At 58.7% G+C, this 19,260-nt stretch carries 12 protein-coding genes and 1 pseudogene; 8 read left to right on the top strand and 5 right to left on the bottom strand.

What is annotated here, in order from left to right; all coding sequences use genetic code 11:
- Positions 1-92 precede the first annotated feature (92 nt).
- From PSR62_RS05575 to PSR62_RS05565, 3 genes and pseudogenes are all read left to right on the top strand, one after another.
- Positions 93-1,322, top strand: a complete 1,230-nt coding sequence (locus PSR62_RS05575) for a DUF1559 domain-containing protein (RefSeq protein ID WP_274406824.1) — start codon at positions 93-95, stop codon at positions 1,320-1,322.
- 615 nt (positions 1,323-1,937) lie between these two features.
- Positions 1,938-3,166: pseudogene (locus tag PSR62_RS05570) on the top strand (DUF1559 family PulG-like putative transporter).
- A 179-nt stretch (positions 3,167-3,345) separates the two neighbouring features.
- Positions 3,346-6,483, top strand: a complete 3,138-nt coding sequence (locus tag PSR62_RS05565) for an FG-GAP-like repeat-containing protein (RefSeq protein WP_274406823.1) — start codon at positions 3,346-3,348, stop codon at positions 6,481-6,483.
- Between the two features lie 77 nt (positions 6,484-6,560).
- Here PSR62_RS05565 and PSR62_RS05560 read toward each other — a convergent pair whose 3' ends face one another.
- On the bottom strand, positions 6,561-8,354 hold the full coding sequence (locus PSR62_RS05560) for an ABC-F family ATP-binding cassette domain-containing protein (RefSeq protein WP_274406822.1): 1,794 nt from the start codon (positions 8,352-8,354) through the stop codon (positions 6,561-6,563).
- A gap of 273 nt (positions 8,355-8,627) precedes the next feature.
- Between PSR62_RS05560 and PSR62_RS05555 the strand changes: the two genes are divergently transcribed.
- Positions 8,628-11,489 carry a 2-oxoglutarate dehydrogenase E1 component gene (locus tag PSR62_RS05555; protein ID WP_274406821.1) on the top strand — a complete coding sequence of 954 codons (2,862 nt, stop codon included), beginning with the start codon at positions 8,628-8,630 and terminating at the stop codon, positions 11,487-11,489.
- Positions 11,490-11,631: 142 nt separating this feature from the next.
- Complete coding sequence (locus tag PSR62_RS05550) at positions 11,632-11,847, top strand: hypothetical protein (RefSeq protein WP_274406820.1); 216 nt, start codon at positions 11,632-11,634, stop codon at positions 11,845-11,847.
- Between the two features lie 430 nt (positions 11,848-12,277).
- Here PSR62_RS05550 and PSR62_RS05545 read toward each other — a convergent pair whose 3' ends face one another.
- Positions 12,278-13,210: a YheT family hydrolase gene (locus tag PSR62_RS05545; RefSeq protein ID WP_274406819.1), complete on the bottom strand. Its 933-nt coding sequence runs from the start codon at positions 13,208-13,210 to the stop codon at positions 12,278-12,280.
- A 123-nt stretch (positions 13,211-13,333) separates the two neighbouring features.
- On the opposite strand from PSR62_RS05545, the gene thpR reads away from it, so the two are divergent.
- Genes thpR through PSR62_RS05530 form a run of 3 tightly spaced genes read left to right on the top strand, consistent with a single transcriptional unit; the run spans position 13,334 to position 15,543 of the window.
- Positions 13,334-13,903 (top strand): RNA 2',3'-cyclic phosphodiesterase, encoded by a 570-nt coding sequence (gene thpR, locus PSR62_RS05540; RefSeq protein ID WP_274406818.1) that lies wholly within the window; start codon positions 13,334-13,336, stop codon positions 13,901-13,903.
- Positions 13,900-14,988 carry a tRNA (adenosine(37)-N6)-threonylcarbamoyltransferase complex transferase subunit TsaD gene (gene tsaD / locus PSR62_RS05535; protein WP_274406817.1) on the top strand — a complete coding sequence of 363 codons (1,089 nt, stop codon included), beginning with the start codon at positions 13,900-13,902 and terminating at the stop codon, positions 14,986-14,988. The genes thpR and tsaD overlap by 4 nt, the downstream gene beginning before the upstream one ends.
- A gap of 45 nt (positions 14,989-15,033) precedes the next feature.
- Positions 15,034-15,543: a DUF4112 domain-containing protein gene (locus PSR62_RS05530; RefSeq protein ID WP_274406816.1), complete on the top strand. Its 510-nt coding sequence runs from the start codon at positions 15,034-15,036 to the stop codon at positions 15,541-15,543.
- 121 nt (positions 15,544-15,664) lie between these two features.
- Here the strand turns inward: PSR62_RS05530 and pgl are convergent, their stop codons facing one another.
- The 3 genes from pgl to PSR62_RS05515 all read right to left on the bottom strand — a co-directional run bounded on the left by pgl (position 15,665) and on the right by PSR62_RS05515 (position 19,094).
- Positions 15,665-16,366 carry a 6-phosphogluconolactonase gene (gene pgl, locus PSR62_RS05525; RefSeq protein WP_274406815.1) on the bottom strand — a complete coding sequence of 234 codons (702 nt, stop codon included), beginning with the start codon at positions 16,364-16,366 and terminating at the stop codon, positions 15,665-15,667.
- Between the two features lie 63 nt (positions 16,367-16,429).
- Positions 16,430-17,239 (bottom strand): 3-methyl-2-oxobutanoate hydroxymethyltransferase, encoded by an 810-nt coding sequence (panB, locus tag PSR62_RS05520; protein WP_274406814.1) that lies wholly within the window; start codon positions 17,237-17,239, stop codon positions 16,430-16,432.
- A 25-nt stretch (positions 17,240-17,264) separates the two neighbouring features.
- Positions 17,265-19,094 carry an arylsulfatase gene (locus PSR62_RS05515; protein WP_274406813.1) on the bottom strand — a complete coding sequence of 610 codons (1,830 nt, stop codon included), beginning with the start codon at positions 19,092-19,094 and terminating at the stop codon, positions 17,265-17,267.
- Between the last annotated feature and the right edge of the window lie 166 nt (positions 19,095-19,260).

The raw sequence follows: 19,260 nt of genomic DNA, 5'->3' as shown, positions 1-19,260 counted from the left end.
AGTGTAACAAATTGCAGGAATTCGGGTTGCTTTTCTTTCGATGCCGGTGCCTGCAATCAACTTTCTTCTCTATTCCTATTTTGGAGCGCGAAATGGTTCGAAACCGAACAAAAGCTTCCGGCTTTACGCTCGTTGAGCTGCTGGTTGTCATCGCCATCATTGGTGTCCTCGTTGGGCTGCTCTTGCCCGCCGTCCAAGCTGCCCGTGAAGCAGCCCGCCGCATGCAGTGCAGCAACAATTTCAAGCAAATTGGGTTGGGCATTCACAACTATCACTCGGCCTACAATGCTTTGCCAAAGCAAGCCGGTGGCACGTACCTGGATGGCGACCCGGGTGGCTCTGGTCCCGGGTTCACGACCAACAAGTTTCGCTTGAGCTGGCTTCCCGCCCTGTTGCCCTTCGTGGAACAACAAGGTTTGTGGGAGCAAATCAGCAACCCCTACAACTTGGACATGAATGGCAACGCCATCAGCCCAGGTTTTCCACCGATGGGACCAGCGCCTTGGGGCGGTGCCTATCGTCCTTGGTTCACTGAAGTGGGAACGTTCCGTTGCCCCAGCGATCCAGGTCGCGGTGCACCAGCACACGGCCGAACCAACTACGCCGCTTGCATCGGCGACAGCACGGACTGGGTCAACCACGGCTACATGCGTCACACCGGTGGCAAATGGGTCTTGACTCCCAACAACGGCCAAAACGCGAACGCGACCAACCGTGGCTTCTTCTACCACCGTCGTCAACTGAAATTCCGTGACGTCTTGGATGGCTTGTCCAACACCATCGCTTGCGGTGAAATCGCAACTGACTTGGGCGACAACTCGATCACCACGAACGCTCGCTACGGTGTCGGCTGGGGCACGATTCACAACAACCCTGCTCACTGCCGTGACCAAGCCGGTTGGATCGACCCCGCCCGGCCACAGTTCTGGGACCCTGATGTTGCCGGCACTGGCAGCAACGGAATCCGGACCGGGAACGCCGATTGGAAACGCGGTTTCCGCTGGATGGACACCCCGATCATCTACACCGGTTTTAACTGTATCTTGCCACCCAACGGTGAAGTTTGCTTTGGAGGCTCAGGTGACTTTGACACCGGTGCTTGCCCACCAAGCAGCCGCCACCAAGGCGGTGTGCACGTGCTGATGGGGGATGGAGCGGTCCGGTTCGTGACCGATTCGATCGACTCGGGCAACATCCACAATGGCGTGGTCATGCTGGGTCAAACCGGAAACCGTGCTCCGGGCTCAGCCAGCCCCTACGGCTTGTGGGGTGCGTTGAGCACACGGGGCATGAAAGAAGTCGTCAGCATCGACGATCTCTAGGATCCGATCCCGGGGTGCTTCCAACATCCCGTGTCGTTTCTGCTCAAATTTCAAACGGGCTCCGAATTTCATTCGGGGCCCGTTTTTTTTGTGCTTGCACCTTCGTGCGGATGCTCCTCGCCCCAGTTCGTTCGTGACACTGGACTGCAGACCGCCAGTGGAAAATGCAATCACCGCGAAAGTGGCGAGTCCACGACAAATTTCGAAGAAATTTCTTTGGGTGTTCCGCACGCCGTGCGGACTCTGTGAACTCGGGTTCCCTCCTCCGCCACGCCGCGGCTATTTCAAGTGCCTCTTCGCTCGCACTTGCTACCGACAAAGCGTCCGAAAAGTTCACTCTTATGGGGATACGGCCCATTTCAAACTCCCGTCCTGAGCAGCCCTCCACTCACGTGGACAATGGCGAATCCAGCCAAACACCTCTTCAGATTTCGCCCCTCCAACGAGCCACCACTGTGCGACTCCGCAACGCTATCGCCAAACAATGGGATTTCAATCCCCGTTGAGAGAATGTAATATTTGCGCATGTGAGGGTGCATATATCGTGTTACTTTGCGAATTCCGATTCCTTCACTTTCGTTTTCTCTTCTTTACGTTTTCTATTTGGAACATGAAATGGTTCGAAACAGAACAAAAGCGTCTGGCTTCACGCTCGTTGAGCTGCTGGTCGTGATCGCCATCATTGGCGTCCTTGTTGGCTACTCTTGCCCGCCGTTCAAGCTGCCCGTGAAGCAGCCCGCCGTATGCAGTGCAGCAACAATTTCAAGCAAATTGGGCTGGGCATTCACAACTATCACTCAGCCTACAATGCTTTGCCAAAGCAAGGCGGTGGGACCTACCTCGATGGCGACCCGGGTGGCTCTGGTCCCGGGTTCACGACCAACAAGTTTCGCCTGAGCTGGTTGCCAGCGTTGCTACCGTTCATCGAGCAGCAAGGTTTGTGGGAGCAAATCAGCAATCCCTACAACTTGGACATGAATGGCAATGCCATCAGCCCTGGATTCCCACCCATGGGTCCCGCACCCTGGGGCGGTGAGTACCGCCCTTGGTTCACCGAAGTGGGAACGTTTCGTTGCCCCAGTGACCCCGGTCGCGGTGCACCAGCACACGGCCGGACCAACTACGCCGCTTGCATTGGCGACAGCACGGACTGGGTCAACCACGGCTACATGTACCACACCGGTGGCAAATGGGTTTTGACTCCCAACAATGGCCAAAACGCAAACGCGACCAACCGTGGTTTCTTCTACCACCGTCGTCAACTGAAATTCCGTGACGTCTTGGACGGCCTGTCCAACACCATCGCCTGCGGCGAGATTGCAACGGACCTTGGTGACAATTCGATCAGCACGAACGCCCGCTACAACGTTGGCTGGGGAACGATTCACAACAACCCTGCTCACTGCCGTGACCAAGCCGGTTGGATCGACCCCGCCCGGCCACAGTTCTGGGACCCTGATGTTGCTGGAACAGGCGACACCGGACTGCGTGTCGCTCAAGCCGACTGGAAACGCGGTTTCCGGTGGATGGACACGCCGATTATCTACACCGGTTTCAACTGCATCTTGCCGCCCAACAGTGAAATCTGCTTTGGAGGCGGCGGTGACTTCGACACCGGTGCTTGCCCACCAAGCAGCCGTCACCAAGGTGGTATTCACGTGCTGATGGGGGACGGTGCTGTCAAGTTCATCACGGATTCGATCGACTCAGGGAACATCCACAATGGCGTGGTCATGCTGGGTCAAACCGGAAACCGTGCTCCGGGCTCAGCCAGCCCCTACGGCTTGTGGGGTGCGTTGAGCACACGGGGCATGAAAGAAGTCGTCAGCATCGACGATCTCTAGGATCCGATCTCGGGGTGCTTCCAACATCCCGTGTCGTTTCTGCTCAAATTTCAAACGGGCTCCGAATTTCATTCGGGGCCCGTTTTTTTTGGGTTGGTGCCTTTGACTTGAACTCTCCACCCCCGTTCTGCTGTAGTCTCCATCAGGCCACTCTTCGCAACTCGTTTTTCGACCCCCTCATGAAATTCGGCGGCAACCTCGCTTTCCTACTGCTGATTCTTTGGTTGCCTGGATGTCGACCAAGCGATCCCTCCGTCACCCCGCAGTCCAACACGGGTCGCGACCCCATCGAGACGAGCGAGAAATCCAAGCAGCTCGCTGGTGACAAATCCACTGTGGCGAGCGACCCCACCCCGGATCCGTTTCGACAACAGATCGCTGCCGCGGTTGCCGCTCGTGACCCCCAGTCGCTGCGTTCGATCGCGCGTCAGGCAATGCTCACAGCGGGTGATCGCCCCAGCAACTATGAAGAGCTTGGCGATGCCTGGAACGCGCTGGGGGAAACCAGCGACGCGATTGAGATGTTCGAAACGGCAATCGAAATCTCTGACCTGCCGTCTGCCGATTTGTTCGAAAAGACCGGTCATGCTTACATGGCACAGGGCCGAGCCTTCGACACGATCGAATTGATGAAACGATGCGTGGAATTGCATCCCGACGACGCTGGTCGCAGAGTCTCACTGGTCGGTTTGATGATCAGCCAAGCGTTGGAGCGGGATGCGATGATGCACTTGCAATACCTGATTCAACGAGGACAGGCAGGCATCTCGGAACTGGTGATCGCCAGTGACTCGTCGCGTCCTCAAGCCGATGACAGAATGTGTGAGCAAGCCCTCAAACTCAACCCCTCGGACTTGCGACCTCAATACGCACTGACGCGATTTGACGCCTACAAACATCGCTGGACAAAGGTCCTTGAGCAACTGAAACCTGTCGTCAAACAACACCCTGAGTTCACCCCCGCCTGGGCTTTCTTGACCCGCGCCGCCGTGGAAGAAAACGACACCGAAACCCTTCAGCAAATTGCCCTCCAACCCTTTGCCGCTGACTACGAGGAACACCCGCAGGTGTGGCTGGCTCGTGGCGTGTGGGCGAACCGCAACGGTGACCCTTTGCTTGCCGTCGCGGCGTTCACCGAAGCGGTGCGACTGGATCCGAATCACCACGAAGCACTGACCAAGCTGACCGCCGCGTTGGCCAGTTCCGGGAACCTTGACTTGAGTCAGAAAGTGGCGGTTCGCGCCGGGCAGGTCAACGAGTTGCGAGACGCCATCGATGGCTTCCTTGGATGGCGTCGCAACTCACAACGCCTGGCAGTTGTTGTAGCGGAAAAACTGCAAGCCCTGGGGCGGCACTGGGAAGCCGTGGTTTGGCTGCGAGCCGCTTTCGCATTGCCACAAGACCCAGCGGAAAACCTGCAGGACACCTACGCGGCCGCTCGAAGCCAACTGACCGGAAAAACCCCCTGGCAAACCTTCGACACGAAGTGGCTGCCAACCAAGTCAGATACCCAAGAGCGACTCGCCGAGGCTGCCGAGCGCGGCTGGTTCAGCCGCCTGTCCGAGGACGACCGCTCAACCTTGGCTGCTTCCAACACCCCCAAACGCCCGGCCCCGACGCGAACAATCAGTGATCGCGGATACCGGTTGATCGATGAAGCGGCCACCCGAGGCCTGAACCACACCGTTGGTCTGCTGCGTCCACGACCAGAAGACGGGCTGTGGCTGTGGCAGTCGGGACTGGGTGGCGCCGGGGTGCTGGACCTCGACCTGGATGGCTGGCCCGATCTCCACTTGACCGCGTCAGGCGGCAAGGACGGCGGCAAGGACGGCGGCACCCCCGGCAAACGCAACAGCCAACCCAACACCACCGCCCGCAATCTGGCAGGAACATTCATCGACGTCTCCTCCGCCAGCGGCTTGGCTGACACCGGGTTCACGCAGGGAGTCGGCATCGGCGACTTCAACGCGGATGGTTTCCCTGATTGCTTGATCGCCAACATTGGGATCAACACGCTGTATCAAAACAACGGGGACGGAACCTTCACCAACGTCACTCGGGCAATGTTTGACAACCCTGACGATGCGATGGATCCCGAGGGAACTGCCAAGACGCAGGTCGGCACGGACCCTCGAAACACCTGGACTTCATCGACCGCGATTGCGGACATCGACCAGGATGGCTTGGCGGATCTGATCGAAGTCAATTACTGCGGCGGGCCGACTCCTTATCAACAACGCTGCCTCGACGAAGCCGTTCAAGAGTACCGTTCATGCCAACCGATTTCCCTTCGGGCAGAACGCGATCGTGTTCATCGCAACCGCGGGGTTCTCATGGGTTCGGCTCTCTTTGAGGACCAAACCGACCTTTGGTTCGCCAACAGCGACCCCGGTCGTGGGCTGGGAATTCTGGTCGGACAAATTGACGGTGCCGATGGGCTGGACATCTACATTTCCAACGACATGACCGCCAATCATTTCTGGCGATTTGAACCTGCCTCGAAGTCACTGCACGAACAAGCCACCATTCGCGGACTCGCCTTCAACCACCAATCCGCCGCAGAAGCCTCCATGGGGATTGCGGCGTCCGATGCGGACGGAGACCTCGACCTGGACCTGTTCGTCACTCACTTCACCGACGAATCCAATACCTTCTACGAACAAGTTCACGAGGGGTTGTTTCAAGACACGACAGAATCCGTTCACCTGGCTGAGACCAGCCAAGACATGCTCGGATTTGGAACGCAATTCATTGACTTGGATGGTGACGCAATCGATGAACTGGTCATCGCCAATGGTCACATCGATGACTTCTCACACGATGGCCTGCAGTATGAAATGCCTGCCCAGTTGTTCGCCATCGACAGGAACAATGAATGGCAATGGGTTCCTGGATCCACCGCCGGGCCCTACTTCGAAGAACCACGCCTGGGACGCGCCATGGCAACGCTGGACGCCAACCGAGATGGGCAAACCGACTTGGTCATCACCGACTTGTTCCGCCCCACTGCCCTGCTGATCAACCACACGCCTCGCGTGACCAAGTCGCTGGCCGTCCGCGTGGTCGGTGTTTCATCCGAGCGAGATGCGATCGGCACAACCGTCCTGGTGACAAGCAGTTCGGGAACACAGATGCGACAGCGAATGGCTGGTTCGGGATACCAATGCTCGAACGAACCAACCCTCACCTTTGCGATTCCGAACAACGATTCGGAGGTCACCATGGAAGTTCGCTGGCCGAGTGGCAGCACCCAAAACCTCACCGTGGCGATGCCCCAGAACGACCTGCTGCTGATCGAACCCTCTCTTGTTCGCTGAATGCGATCGGTTGAGTGTGGCAAAGCACTTGAGTGTGGACAGAGCAGTGATGGGGCACACCCACCGCCAGTCTCAGCTCACTCCCACTGATCCGCACTCAGCTCCATCCAACGCTCTTCGGCTTCCGCCAGTTCCGTTTCGAAGGCTTGCATTTGATCGTGCAAACGAACCGCTTCGGCAGGGTTGGTTTCGTTCAGCAGCTTCTGGTTCAGCTCCTTCTTTTCGTCATCCAGCTTGGCAATTTTTCGCTCCAGGTTTTTGACCTCTTTTTCGCGTTTGCGTTGTTCTTTCTGGTCCTGTCGTGAATCCCCACTGCTCTTGGCCGCTCCCGCCTTGGGTGCGGTCCCCGCCGCCTTGGCGTTCGCATTGCGAACCCGCTCGCCCTCGTCAATTTCTTTCTCGACCGCCTCGCAGTAGGTCTCGTAACTGCCGAAGTAGTTGCGAACCCGTCGGTCTCTGACTTCGATCACATTCGTTGCGACTTCGGCCATGAAGTGACGATCGTGGCTGGTGAAAATCACCGTGCCCTTGTACAGCTTCAACGCTTCGGCAAGCGCCTCGACGGTTTCGACATCCAAGTGGTTTCCCGGTTCATCGAGCACCAACACGTTGGCCGTGCCGAGCAACAAACTGGCCATGCAAACGCGTGCGCGTTCTCCACCGGAGAGCACCTTGATTTTCTTCTGGATGTGTTCATCTCGGAACAACAATGCCCCTGCCATCGCCAACACATCTTGGCGAGTGGTTTCGGGATCCGAGGCGTACTCGAGATGCTCGAGAATCGTCTGCCGCTCATCCAACGTCGTGTAAACGTGTTGGGCATACGTTCCAATCTCGATCCCGTGCCCCCATTTCATCGAACCTTCGATGGGCTCGAGCGAGTGGACCAATGTCCGCAGCATCGTCGTCTTTCCCTGGCCGTTGTCACCCACGATCGCTGCCCGTTGACCGTGCTCGATCTCCAACGAGATGTCTTCTGCCACCACGTGTCCCGGATAGCCAATCGCAAGGCCTTCGCATCGGACGGCGGTCCCCTGCCGCGGCTGGACACGCGGAGCCCGGATGTTGACGGTGGGCTCATCGCCCACCACCTCGGTCGTCTGCAAGCGTTCGAGCTGCTTTGCTTTGCTGCGAGCCTGGCTGGCAGTGGACGCGTTCGCACGGTTTTTATCGATGAAACGCTGCAACTGCTTTTGCTTGGCAAGCACCGTCGCATTGACACGTTTTTCGTGCTCGCGACGCTCATCGCGATACTCGAGGAATTCCTGAATTTTCCCGGGGAACATCGTCAACTGCCCGCGGGAAAGCTCCAGCGTTTGGCTGCAGGTCGCTTTCAAAAACGCGCGGTCGTGACTGACGATCAACGCGGCTTTGCCGAAGTCCCGCAGAAAGTGTTCCAGCAAGATCTGGGTCCGCAAATCCAAGAAGTTCGTGGGTTCATCCAACATCAACAAGTTGGGGTCGTGCAGCAACAATGCCGCCAACTTGACACGGGTTTGCCAACCGCCCGACAGGGCTTTGACCGGCCCCTCCAGGTAATTTCCTTTCAGTTCGAACTGACCGGCAACTTGACCGCAACGCCAATCCGGTTCGCCGCTGTCACGCATCAGGAAATCGAGCGCCGATTCGCCCTCCTGAAACGGATCGTGCTGCCGCAGGTAGCCAATCCGCAAATTGGGGTGGTGAATCACCTCACCCCGTTCGACATCTTCTTCGCCGAGCAGGATTCGCAGCATCGTGGATTTGCCGGCTCCGTTTCGTCCGACGAAGCCCACCTTCACGTCGTCCACCAACGACACATTGGCCCCGTCGAGCAAGACTTGGTCGCCGAACCGTTTCTCGGCGTCTCGGAGCTGAATTAAAACGGCCATTCTGAGTAAATTTCTAAATCGGAAAGAGGAGCAAACAAAGACGAAGCGGTTGGGAAAAACGTTCCCAAAACCTTGTCGCCGCGTCAAACGTACCGAGAACCGGGGAAAAGTTCACCCGGTCGTCCTACCCACCCCGGGATCGGTTCCGTACAGTAGACTTCGGCGCGACAATGGCACCCCGGTTGGAGCCGTGCCTGTCAACGCCTGCCCCACCTTCCACGTTTCCTTCCTCCTTTGCGATTCGCTTGGCCACGGCGGTTCGTTGCGGGACTCATGAATAGCTATTCGTTGGACTACATCGACGACTTGTACGTGCAATACGTGCGTGATCCGTCGAGCGTTTCGGAAACCTGGCGTCAATACTTTGAGCAGTTCTTGGTAGGAGCGGGCGCGAGCGTTTCTGCTTCGCCCCCCAAGAGCGTGCAAGGTGACTCTGGCAGCAATGGAACGCCCTCGGGAGCACGCTCGGTGGTGGCTCCCGCCTTTGCATCTGGCCAAGCCGGCAGCGCCGCCGACACGACCGATCGCACCGGATCCACGGGCGACCAAAATGTCGACCAAGCCCTGTGGCTGGCTCGAATCCAAGACCGCGTGGACCAATTGGTTCGCGAATACCGCGTTCGAGGCCACCTGATCGCCACCCTGGACCCGCTCGGGTTGTTCGAACACACCTGCCCAGAACTGTCGCCACGCAGCCATGGCTTGAGCGAACAGGACCTGGCGCGTCCTTTTGACAGCAGCATCTTGGAAAACGTTTCGGGCAGCACCCTGGACGTCATCCTGAACAAACTGCAGTCCACCTACTGCCGCAGCATCGGCGCCCAGTTCATGCACATCGACAATCGCAACATTCGCGATTGGTTGCAGCGCCGGATGGAAACGACCGAAAATCGGCTGGACCTGTCCCACGAAGTTCAGCGTCGAATCTACACCCGCCTGGCCGACGCCACCATCTTCGAAGAATTCGTGCGCCGCAAATTCGTCGGTGCCAAAACATTCTCGCTCGAAGGTGCGGAAAGCCTGATCCCTCTGATTGACCTGGCGCTTGAAAAAGCAGGCCAGCATCAAGTCAAAGAAGTGGTCATGGCGATGGCCCACCGGGGTCGCCTCAATGTGATGGCGAACATCCTGAAAAAACGGGCGATGAACATCTTCTGGTCGTTCGATGACCCCACGCCGGAACTCAGCCGCGGTGGGGGCGATGTTCGCTACCACCTCGGCTACAGCAGCGACTGGAAAACCGCTTCGGGTGATCACCTGCACATCTCACTGTGCTTCAACCCCAGCCACCTCGAATACGTCAACACCGTGGCACTCGGCCGGACCCGGTGCAAACAAGACAACTGTGGCGATTCCGATCGACAAGACGTGATGACGATCCTGATTCACGGCGACGCAGCCTTCGCCGGGGAAGGCGTTGTCCAAGAGACGCTGAACCTCAGCGAACTGAAAGGCTATCGCACCGGCGGTACCTTGCACGTCGTGATCAACAACCAAGTCGGCTTCACCACCGAACCCGACGAGGGACGCAGCACGACCTACGCCACCGATGTGGCCAAGATGCTGCAAATCCCCATCTTTCACGTCAACGGCGAAGACCCCGAAGCGGTCGCCCAAGTCGTTTCGCTGGCCATGGATTTCCGCAAAAAATTCCATCGCGATGTTGTCATCGACCTGTACGCCTATCGTCGCTGGGGACACAACGAAGGCGACGAACCGCGCTTCACCCAACCGCAAATGTACGCCGAAATTGATCGCCGTCCCGGCGTTCGGCAACAGTACCTCAATCGCTTGCTGAAACTCGGCAAAATCACGGAAGAAGAAGCCGACGAAATCAGCCGTGACCGAACCGAAAAACTCGAAAGTGAATTCGAGGCCAGCAAGCACGAGTCGTTTGTCCCCGACACACAAACGCTTGCCAAGAACTGGATGGAGTACTTCGGCGGCCCCGAACCAGCCGATGAAGTCGACACCACCATGTCGGTCGAGCGACTGAGCGAATTGCTCGACAAGCTCACCCGTTTGCCGGAAGGGTTCTCACCTCACAAAAAGCTCAAGCGGCCCATGGCGCAACGCCGCGAGATGGCCAGCGGCGAACGCCCCCTGGATTGGGCCGCAGCAGAAGCCGCCGCGTTCGCATCGCTGCTCGATGCGGGCCACCCGATTCGATTGACCGGTCAAGACTGCGAACGCGGAACGTTCAGCCACCGCCACGCGGTGCTGCACGACATGCGCGACGGCAGCGAATACTGCCCGCTGAAGAACCTGCATGACAGCCAAGCACGCCTGGAACTGTTCAACAGCCCGCTGAGCGAAGCCGGCGTGCTGGGATTTGAATACGGCTACTCGCTGGATTGCCCCAGCGGCCTGTGCCTGTGGGAAGCCCAATTTGGTGACTTCTGGAACGCCGCCCAGGTGATCGTGGACCAGTTCATCGCCAGCGCCGAAGACAAGTGGAATCGCCTCTCCGGCTTGGTCATGCTGCTGCCTCACGGCTTCGAAGGACAAGGCCCTGAACACTGCAGCGCTCGCGTCGAGCGTTTCTTGGCCATGGCGGCCGAAGACAACATCCAAATCTGCCAGCCCACCACGCCGGCCCAGTACTTCCACCTGCTTCGTCGACAAGTCATCCGGAAATGGCGCAAGCCCCTGATTGTCTTGACCCCCAAAAGCTTGCTGCGACACGCCGAGGTCACCAGCCCCCTGGACGTGGTTGCCGAGGGTGGCTTCCGCAAGATCTTGCCTGATCGCAAGGTACCACTGGAAGGCGCCAAACGCTTGCTGCTGTGCACCGGCAAAGTCTATTACGACCTGCTGCAGGAACGCACCGACAAGAACATCGAAGGCGTGCCAATCATGCGTCTCGAACAGCTTTACCCGCTGTCACTGGACGAGATTTTCGCCGCCTTCGAAGGGCTTGCCGAAGGCGCCGAGATCCGCTGGGTCCAAGAAGAACCCGAGAACATGGGCGCGTGGCCGTACTTGAAACTCAAGATCGGCGACGAACTGAACACACGCTTCCGGTTCACCAAAGCCACGCGTGCGGAATCAGCCAGCCCCAGCACCGGGTCGATGGCAGCTCACAAACTGGAACAGATCGACCTGATCCAAGCTGCGTTCGAAGGACTCAACTGAGCCCACCAACGCCTGCGACTGCGTCGCCACGCCCACGCCCACGCCCACGCCCACGCCCACGCCCACGCCCACGCCCACGCCCACGCCCACGCCCACGCCCACGCCCACGCCCACGCCCACGCCCACGCCCGTGCCCGTGCCCGTGCCCGTGCCCGTGCTCGGCATCGGCATCGGCATCGGCATCGGCATCGACAATCCCAACCGCGGAGCAGTGACATCTGCCAGCCTCGGGTTTCAACCCGAGGTCTCCCACGGCGACATCGAAAACAACCCAGCCGCGGAGCGACGACAGGTGGCAAAGCGTACGCCCCACCTGTCGCCGCTCCGCGGCTGGGTGGACCTGTGGGTGGGCCCGTGACCTTGGGTTGAAACCCAAGGCTGTCAACTACCGTCGCTCCGCGACTGGACGTGCGTTTTCCGGCGCAGGGGAATGCCAATCGAGATCGGCCCGGCCGGACGCTGAAGCAAAAGCGTCAGCGAAGACAGACCGTATCCCCACGATGTCCCCAGTCAGGGCGATGCTCGCACTGCCTCCCCAAGGCCAACGGCCTTTCTCAACATTGCCTGGGACAACGTCCCAGGAACGATTCACGAACCAACCACCCTTTGGCCAATGGCCAAATTCAACTCAATGCATGGGGATGAACTTGGCCTTTGCCCAATTGGTTGCGCATCACCGGGACGCCCCCTCTGCTCGAGCAACCCCATGCGTCTCTGCGCCCTGGCGCCTCAGCGTCAAAATTGTTCCGACACCCTGCCCGGCCCGACTCGTACGCGAACGGTCCGTTTCACCAAGCTGCGTCGTAAAATTTTGCGATCAGCTCATCTGTCCACGCCGTTCCGTCCAGTTGCGTGAACCCATGATGGCCTCCGGTTGGCATGGTCAACACGCGAGTTGAATCGCGAACCCGCTCGCGCAGTGCCACGAACGAATCAACCGGCACCAAGGGATCATCCGCGGCGGTGACAATCAACGCAGGAATATCAATCCGCTCGACCACGGAGTGAGCCGACGAGGACGCGTAATAGGATCGCTCGTCAGAAAAACCAGCCATGGGCGCGGTGATCCGACGATCAAATTCGCGAAGTGTTTTCGGAGCCCGGCCGTCCAACAGACCGCCCAACTCCTCCCGCATCTGCAAGGTCGACTTGGCTCGCCGGAGCAACTGAGTGATGAAGTAGTGGTTGTAAAAACGCAGGGACCAAGCCTCCATCCGGTCGCTGCAGGCCTGCAAGTCGATCGGCGGAGCGATCGCGACGATCGGCCCGACACGATCCCAGTACGAGGGACGGGCATCCAGACCGGCGCCGACTCGCCCCGCCGCACGCAGCAATTGGTTGCCGCCCAAGGATGTCCCCACCGCGCCGATCGGAGCGGCATGACCACTCGTCAATTCGGCAATGAACTCGATCGCAGCCAATACATCGTCGCTTCGTCCAGCGTGCGTGATCCCTCGACAAAACGCCACGGATTCACCACAACCTCGCATGTCCAATCGGAACACACGAACGCCGATCGCCAGCAACCTTCGTGTGAATCGAACCATGTAATCGGCCGCGTGACAGCCACAAATCCCATGCAGCAGCAACACGCTGCCCCGAGGAGATTCCCCCCACGGTGCCGGCACATCATCATGCAAAATGAGCGTGTCTCCCTCCGACACTGGCAACCGATGCTTCTCGGATTTGATTTGAGTCGATAGCTTTTGCCATTCGGTCATCCCCATCGTTGCCCGCGGTGCAAGCAATGTTTGCAAGTGCCCACCTCGACGCCAACGATGTGGCACAAAGCTCGGTGGTTCGAACCGATGCACTGAAAACGTCATCTCGTTAAACTTTCGCTCATGAAAACCATTCGCACTTTTTTGGCCATTCCGTTGCCATCTGATCTCGCCCGCACAGCATCGCGTTGGATGGCGGAAACCAAAACCCCTGGAGACGGAATCAAATGGGTTCCCGACGAGAATCTTCATCTCACGCTGAAGTTCCTCGGGGAAGTCGACAACATTGAAATACCGACGGTTTGCAACACACTGCAAGCAGCTTGCGACCCCCTGGAACCCTTTGGCTTGGTTCTGGAGGGTGCCTCTGGCATCCCCGACCTTGAACGACCTCGTGTGCTGACCATCGCCGTCGACGATTTCACCTCCTCGCTGACCAATCTGGTCGCGGATCTCGAGAAACGTTTCGCAGGTCTTGGCTACAAACCCGAACCGCGGGACTACCGGCCTCATTTGACGGTGGGACGCACTCGCAGCGGAAGTCGCCGAGCCAATTCAGAAGTCATCGATCGATGGCGAAAGCACGAAGACGATGAGATTGGCGAATTCAACGTTCGCGAAATTCATGTCGTGGGCAGCTTCCTGGAAAAACACGGCCCGACGTACAACGTGCTGGGACGAGTCCAGCTATGACCTCAGCCGCCGGCCCCGAGTTGCTGCTGTCCATCGAATCCACCTGCGACGAGACCGCTGCGGCCGTGATCCGCCGTGACGGCACGGTCCTGGGCCAATGCATCGCCACCCAAGAAACGTTGCACGAGCAGTTTGGCGGAGTGGTTCCCGAGATCGCCGCCCGGGCCCACCTGGAACGCATCCTGCCGGTGATCGACACGGCAATGAACCAGGCCAACCTCCGTGGCGAAGACCTGACCGCGATCGCCGTGGCCGACCGACCGGGGCTGGCCGGTTCCCTGCTGGTCGGCGTCGTTGCTGCGAAAACGCTCGCGCTGGCTTGGAACAAACCACTCATCGCGCTCAATCACCTGCACGCTCACCTGTACGCGTGCCAATTGATCGATGGCGCCCCCGCAGACATCTATCCGGCGATTGGGCTGATCGTTTCGGGGGGGCACACCAGCCTCTACCACTGCCACACAGCGATCGAATTGGAATACCTGGGCGGAACCATCGACGACGCCGCGGGCGAAGCGTTCGATAAAGTTGCCGCGATGCTCTCGCTGCCGTTTCCAGGCGGCATCGAAGTCGCCAAGCTGGCCATGCAAGGAAACGACCAGGCGTACTCTTTCCCGCGTTCGATGATCCACGATCCCGGCGACAACTTTTCATTCAGCGGGCTGAAGACCGCGGTTCGGTACGCCATCGCTGGCCCCGGACGCCAAGATTTTTCCAGCCTGGAGATTTCTGACGAAGTCAAACGAGACGTGTGTGCCTCGTTCGAGGCCGCCGTGGTCGATGTTCTGGTCGCAAAGTGCCGCCGGGCAATCAAGCGGCACAGGAATCGCAACGCATCCAATCCCAATGAATCCAGCGGCGGAACCAAGCGGCTGATTGTCGGTGGAGGCGTGGCTGCCAACTCACGCTTGCGGCGTGACCTGCAGGCCGCCGCCGAAAAAGACGGGTTCGAACTCTGGATCGCTCCCCCGCACCTGTGCACTGACAACGCGGTCATGGGCGCGATCGCTTGGAAGAAGTTCGAAGCCGGCCAGTTCGCACCGCTTGATTTGGACATCACCCCCGGACTGCAGCGAGGCTTCTGAAGACGCAGGCTGGAACAACCGCCCACCTCAAGACCAACCACGCTCATGAAATCTGCCTCCCAATCGCTCACCGGTGAATCGGCTGTTTTAACGGAGGTGCAACTCAGCCATCCATCGCTGCGTTGGGTCGATCGCTACAGTCGATTGCTGGACACCCGCTTTCGTATTCCCGGAACAAAGGTCCGCTTCGGCCTGGACTTCATCCTTGGCCTTGTCCCCGGTGCCGGCGATGCGATCAGCATGGGCCTTTCGGGAATCTTGATCGCAACCATGGCGAAAAATGGTGCCAGCCCAAGACTGGTGCTGAGAATGCTGGGCAACGTGGGCCTGGATGCCTTGGTCGGAACCATTCCCATCTTGGGCAACCTCTTTGACTTGTTCTACAAAGCCAACCACCGCAACCTGCTGTTGTTGCGGGAGTACTACGTCGAGGACAAACATCGACGCAGCATTTGGCCGATCCTGATGGCCATCGTGATCACCCTCATCGTCCTGCTGGGGTTGATGGTGATGATCTTTGTGTGGTGCATCAACGCGATCATGAACCTGTTCTAAGCAGGTCGGCTGGAATGATCGGGCACAACCATGTGAGCCGTTTGGGCGTTAGCCCCGGTTACGCGTGAAAACCGTGGCTAACGCCAACGGCTCACATACCCGATGACACCTGCGTACCTGCTTAAGCAATCGCGACGGCGTCGCGCGTCACAAACCAAGTTGGTGACTCGATCAATCGCGACGGAAACAACGCGGCGGGGAGATCGTTGGCGGAACTTCGGACACTCGCGAGAGCCTGACGCTTGTTCGCTCCACCGATCAAGAACCAACGCTGCCGAGCGGAGTTGATCGCGGGTGCGGTCAACGTGTAGCGATAGGTTTCCATTTTCGGAACCCAGTTCTCCACGAACCAGCGATCGTTCTGCTCGATCGCCTTGGTTTCAGGAAACAACGACGCCGTGTGCGCGTCATCGCCCATTCCCAACAGCGCCAAATCCCACGTCGGCACATCGGCACCCGGAAACGTTTCTCGCAGTGTTTTCTCGTAGGCTTCCGCGGTGGCCGCCGGGTTATCCGGATCCACCGGCACCGGAAACGCACGCAACGAATCCGCTGGCAAGTGCGACAGCAACGCTTCCCGAACCATCCGGTAATTGCTGTCCAAATTGTCTTCCGTGACGTTGCGTTCGTCGCCCCAGTAGAACTCGATGTTTTGCCACGGCAACTCTTTGGTCGCCAGCAATTCATACAGACGCTTGGGGGTCGAACCACCGGACAACGTCACCCGGAACACGCCCCGCTGCTCGATCGCTTCTTTCGCCAATTTGCAAAAAGCGTCCGCGGCGGCGTTGGAAAGTTCATCCAAAGAATCAAATACTTGCATGTTGCATTCTCAATGTTGGGGAAATCAATACGGCTTCTAATTCAGTGACGGCGCCGTCGTGAATCACTCAAACGATTCGGCGTCGCTGGGAAAACTCGCTGCCTTCACTTCTTCGCAGTACGACTTGGCCGCCTCTCGGATGGTGTTGCCAACATCGGCGAACAACCGAGTGAACTTGGGCGTGTAACCCGATGTCAGCCCCAGGATGTCATGGGTCACCAAGACTTGCCCCGAAACGTCTCGTCCCGCACCAATGCCAATCGTTGGCACACTCACGGCAGCGGTGATCGCGGCGGCGGCTTCACTGGGCACACACTCAATCAAAACCACGAATGCGCCGGCGGCCTCGGCGGCTTTGGCGTCCGCCACCAATCGCTCGATGTCACGCTGCAATCGATAGCCACCTTCCACGTGAATATTTTGCGGACGCAGCCCAATGTGTGCCATCACCGGGATCCCAGCACCGACCATCGCCTGGATCCGCTCGGCTTGCTCAGCCCCGCCTTCCAACTTGACCGCGTGACACTGCGTTTCTTTCAGCACGCGAGCCCCACAGCGGACACTGTGGAGCAAATCGAGCTGGCCATCAGGAAAGGGCAAATCAACCACCACCATCGCGTGCTCCGCTGCCCGACCGACCATTTCGGCATGATAGATCATTTGATCCATCGTCACGGGCAACGTCGTCGAGTGCCCCTGAACGACCATGCCGACGGTGTCGCCAACCAGCAGAACGTCGACACCGGCTTCATCCAAAATTTTCGCGGTTGGAAAATCGTACGCCGTCAGCATCGTGATCCGCTCACCACGTTCCCGCATGCGCTGCAGCGTTCGAGTGGTGATACGCGATTTTCTCTTTTCCGATTCCGTCATTCTGCTTGCTTTTCGAAGGGGTCGCTCATTCAGCGGGAACACGATGCAGCATCATCAGCCGAATCTCCACGCCTCGACGCTCCCCATCCTCGCCCATGATTCTTGGGCAGGTCAATGACAGGCGCCCCCTGCCCTCCGACAAAGTGATCCGCCCGAGCGACATTTTTGCCCATCGCTTCTCGTCGCTTTCCACCCGCTTCGACCGATCCTTGTCCAAATGAATGGCCCCCGAGGGATTGGCCACGGTGACAACCGACTCGGTCGCCGCCGTGCGGTTGCCCTGCTTCCATTCCAAATTCAACTGCGTCCCCACCGCTGACTCGGGACAAGCGTAGTGCACCTCCACCTCAAACTGCCCGCCGGCCAACACATCGACGTCCCAAGTGACGGCATCCTCCTCCGAATGCCAATGAGTCATGTAGCTGCTGTTGGGAAACCGATTGCTGCGGCGAACCTGACCGGTCGCCTGCGCGTCGCGAGCGGGAAGCTGTGTCCACACCTGGTCGGGATGCCCGACCGGAAAGACCTGCTCCTCGGTGTAGTTCCGCTCACGAGGCTTGGTTTCTTGCGCCCAATCCTCGAGCGCCCGTTTCATTCGCGCCGCTGTTTCAGGATGCTCCTTCGCGACCGATCGCGTTTCCCCTGGGTCCGCTTGCAAATCAAACAGGTCGCCGTTTGGGTGATAGCGATACTGGTTCGATCGAACGCTGAGCTTTCCCTTCCAAGCGGTGAAAATCAAACGTTGAACTGGCACCTCCTTCGGATCATTCAACACGCCCTTCAGCGACATGCCGTCCAGCGGTCCCGCGGTGGCACCCACCTCGACGCCGCACAGATCGGCCAGGGTCGGGAACAGATCGATCGCTCCCGCGATCCCCCCGACCGTTCGACCGGCTTGGATTTCCTCCGGGTACCGAATCAAGCAAGGCGAGCGCAACCCGCCCTCGTGAACCGCTCCCTTGCGGCCTCTTAACCCGCCGTTGAACCGAGATCCGTTCGGCCCGTTGTCACAGAAGAACACCACGATCGTGTTTTCAGAAAGCGACAATCGGTCCAAGGCCTCCAACAACCGCCCAACGTTGTCATCAATGTTCTCACACAATGCGAGCGCCGCCCGCGTGTGCTGGAGATCTTCCTGCTTGGCGTTCTCGGGACTGGGGTCGGGAACAATGTCCTTGCCTTCGAATTCCTTCCAATCTTCATCGGGAACCTGCATCGGCGAATGCGGTGTGTTCAATGGCAGATAAACAAAGAATGGGTCGGTTCGATGCTGCTCCATGAAATCGATCGCGTGGTTTGTCAGGTCGTCGACGATGAACCCTTTGCCCTGCACGATTTCGCCATTGTGTTCCAGCATCGGCGAAAAATAGTTGCCCCAGTGGCCAGAGCAGAAACCGTAAAACTCCTCAAACCCGCGTGAGTTGGGATGATACGGTGCCTGCATTCCCGAGTGCCATTTCCCAAAGGCCGCGGTCGCGTACCCCGCATTTTGAAACGCATCCCCGATGGTCCGCTCGGCCGCGTCGATCCGCTCGCCGCCCGCTGACGTGCTGAACACCCCCGACCGAGTGTGATACCGACCCGTCAAAAATTCCGCTCGAGTCGGTGAGCAAACCGCGCACACGTAAAAGTTTTGAATCTGCACGCCATCGCGAGCCAACGAATCAATGTGCGGCGTTTGCAAGTTGGGATTGCCATGCAGGCTGAGATCCCCCCAGCCCTGATCGTCCGTCAAAATGACCAACACATTGGGACGTGCATCGGAGTCGGCTCGGCAAGACCCTCCCACACCAACCCAAGACGCCAAACACAACGCCCCGATCACAACATCGCGTAAATGGGTGAGAATGCTCACGACCAACCTTCGTATCCAGAGACCATCGAACTGCCGCCGCGCCATTGGAACAACCGACACAGTCCATCCAAACGCTAGCGTCAACAGGATAGCTGACCGTTCCCGCGGCGGGGGAACCTGCTCTCGGACTCCCCGATTGGTTTGATCCGGTGGCGGTCTCGGGCAC

The organism is Rhodopirellula sp. P2 (assembly GCF_028768465.1).
Classification (GTDB): domain Bacteria; phylum Planctomycetota; class Planctomycetia; order Pirellulales; family Pirellulaceae; genus Rhodopirellula.
The sequence above is the reverse complement of the archived record's forward strand: the minus strand, read 5'-3'. Positions and strand labels throughout refer to the sequence as shown.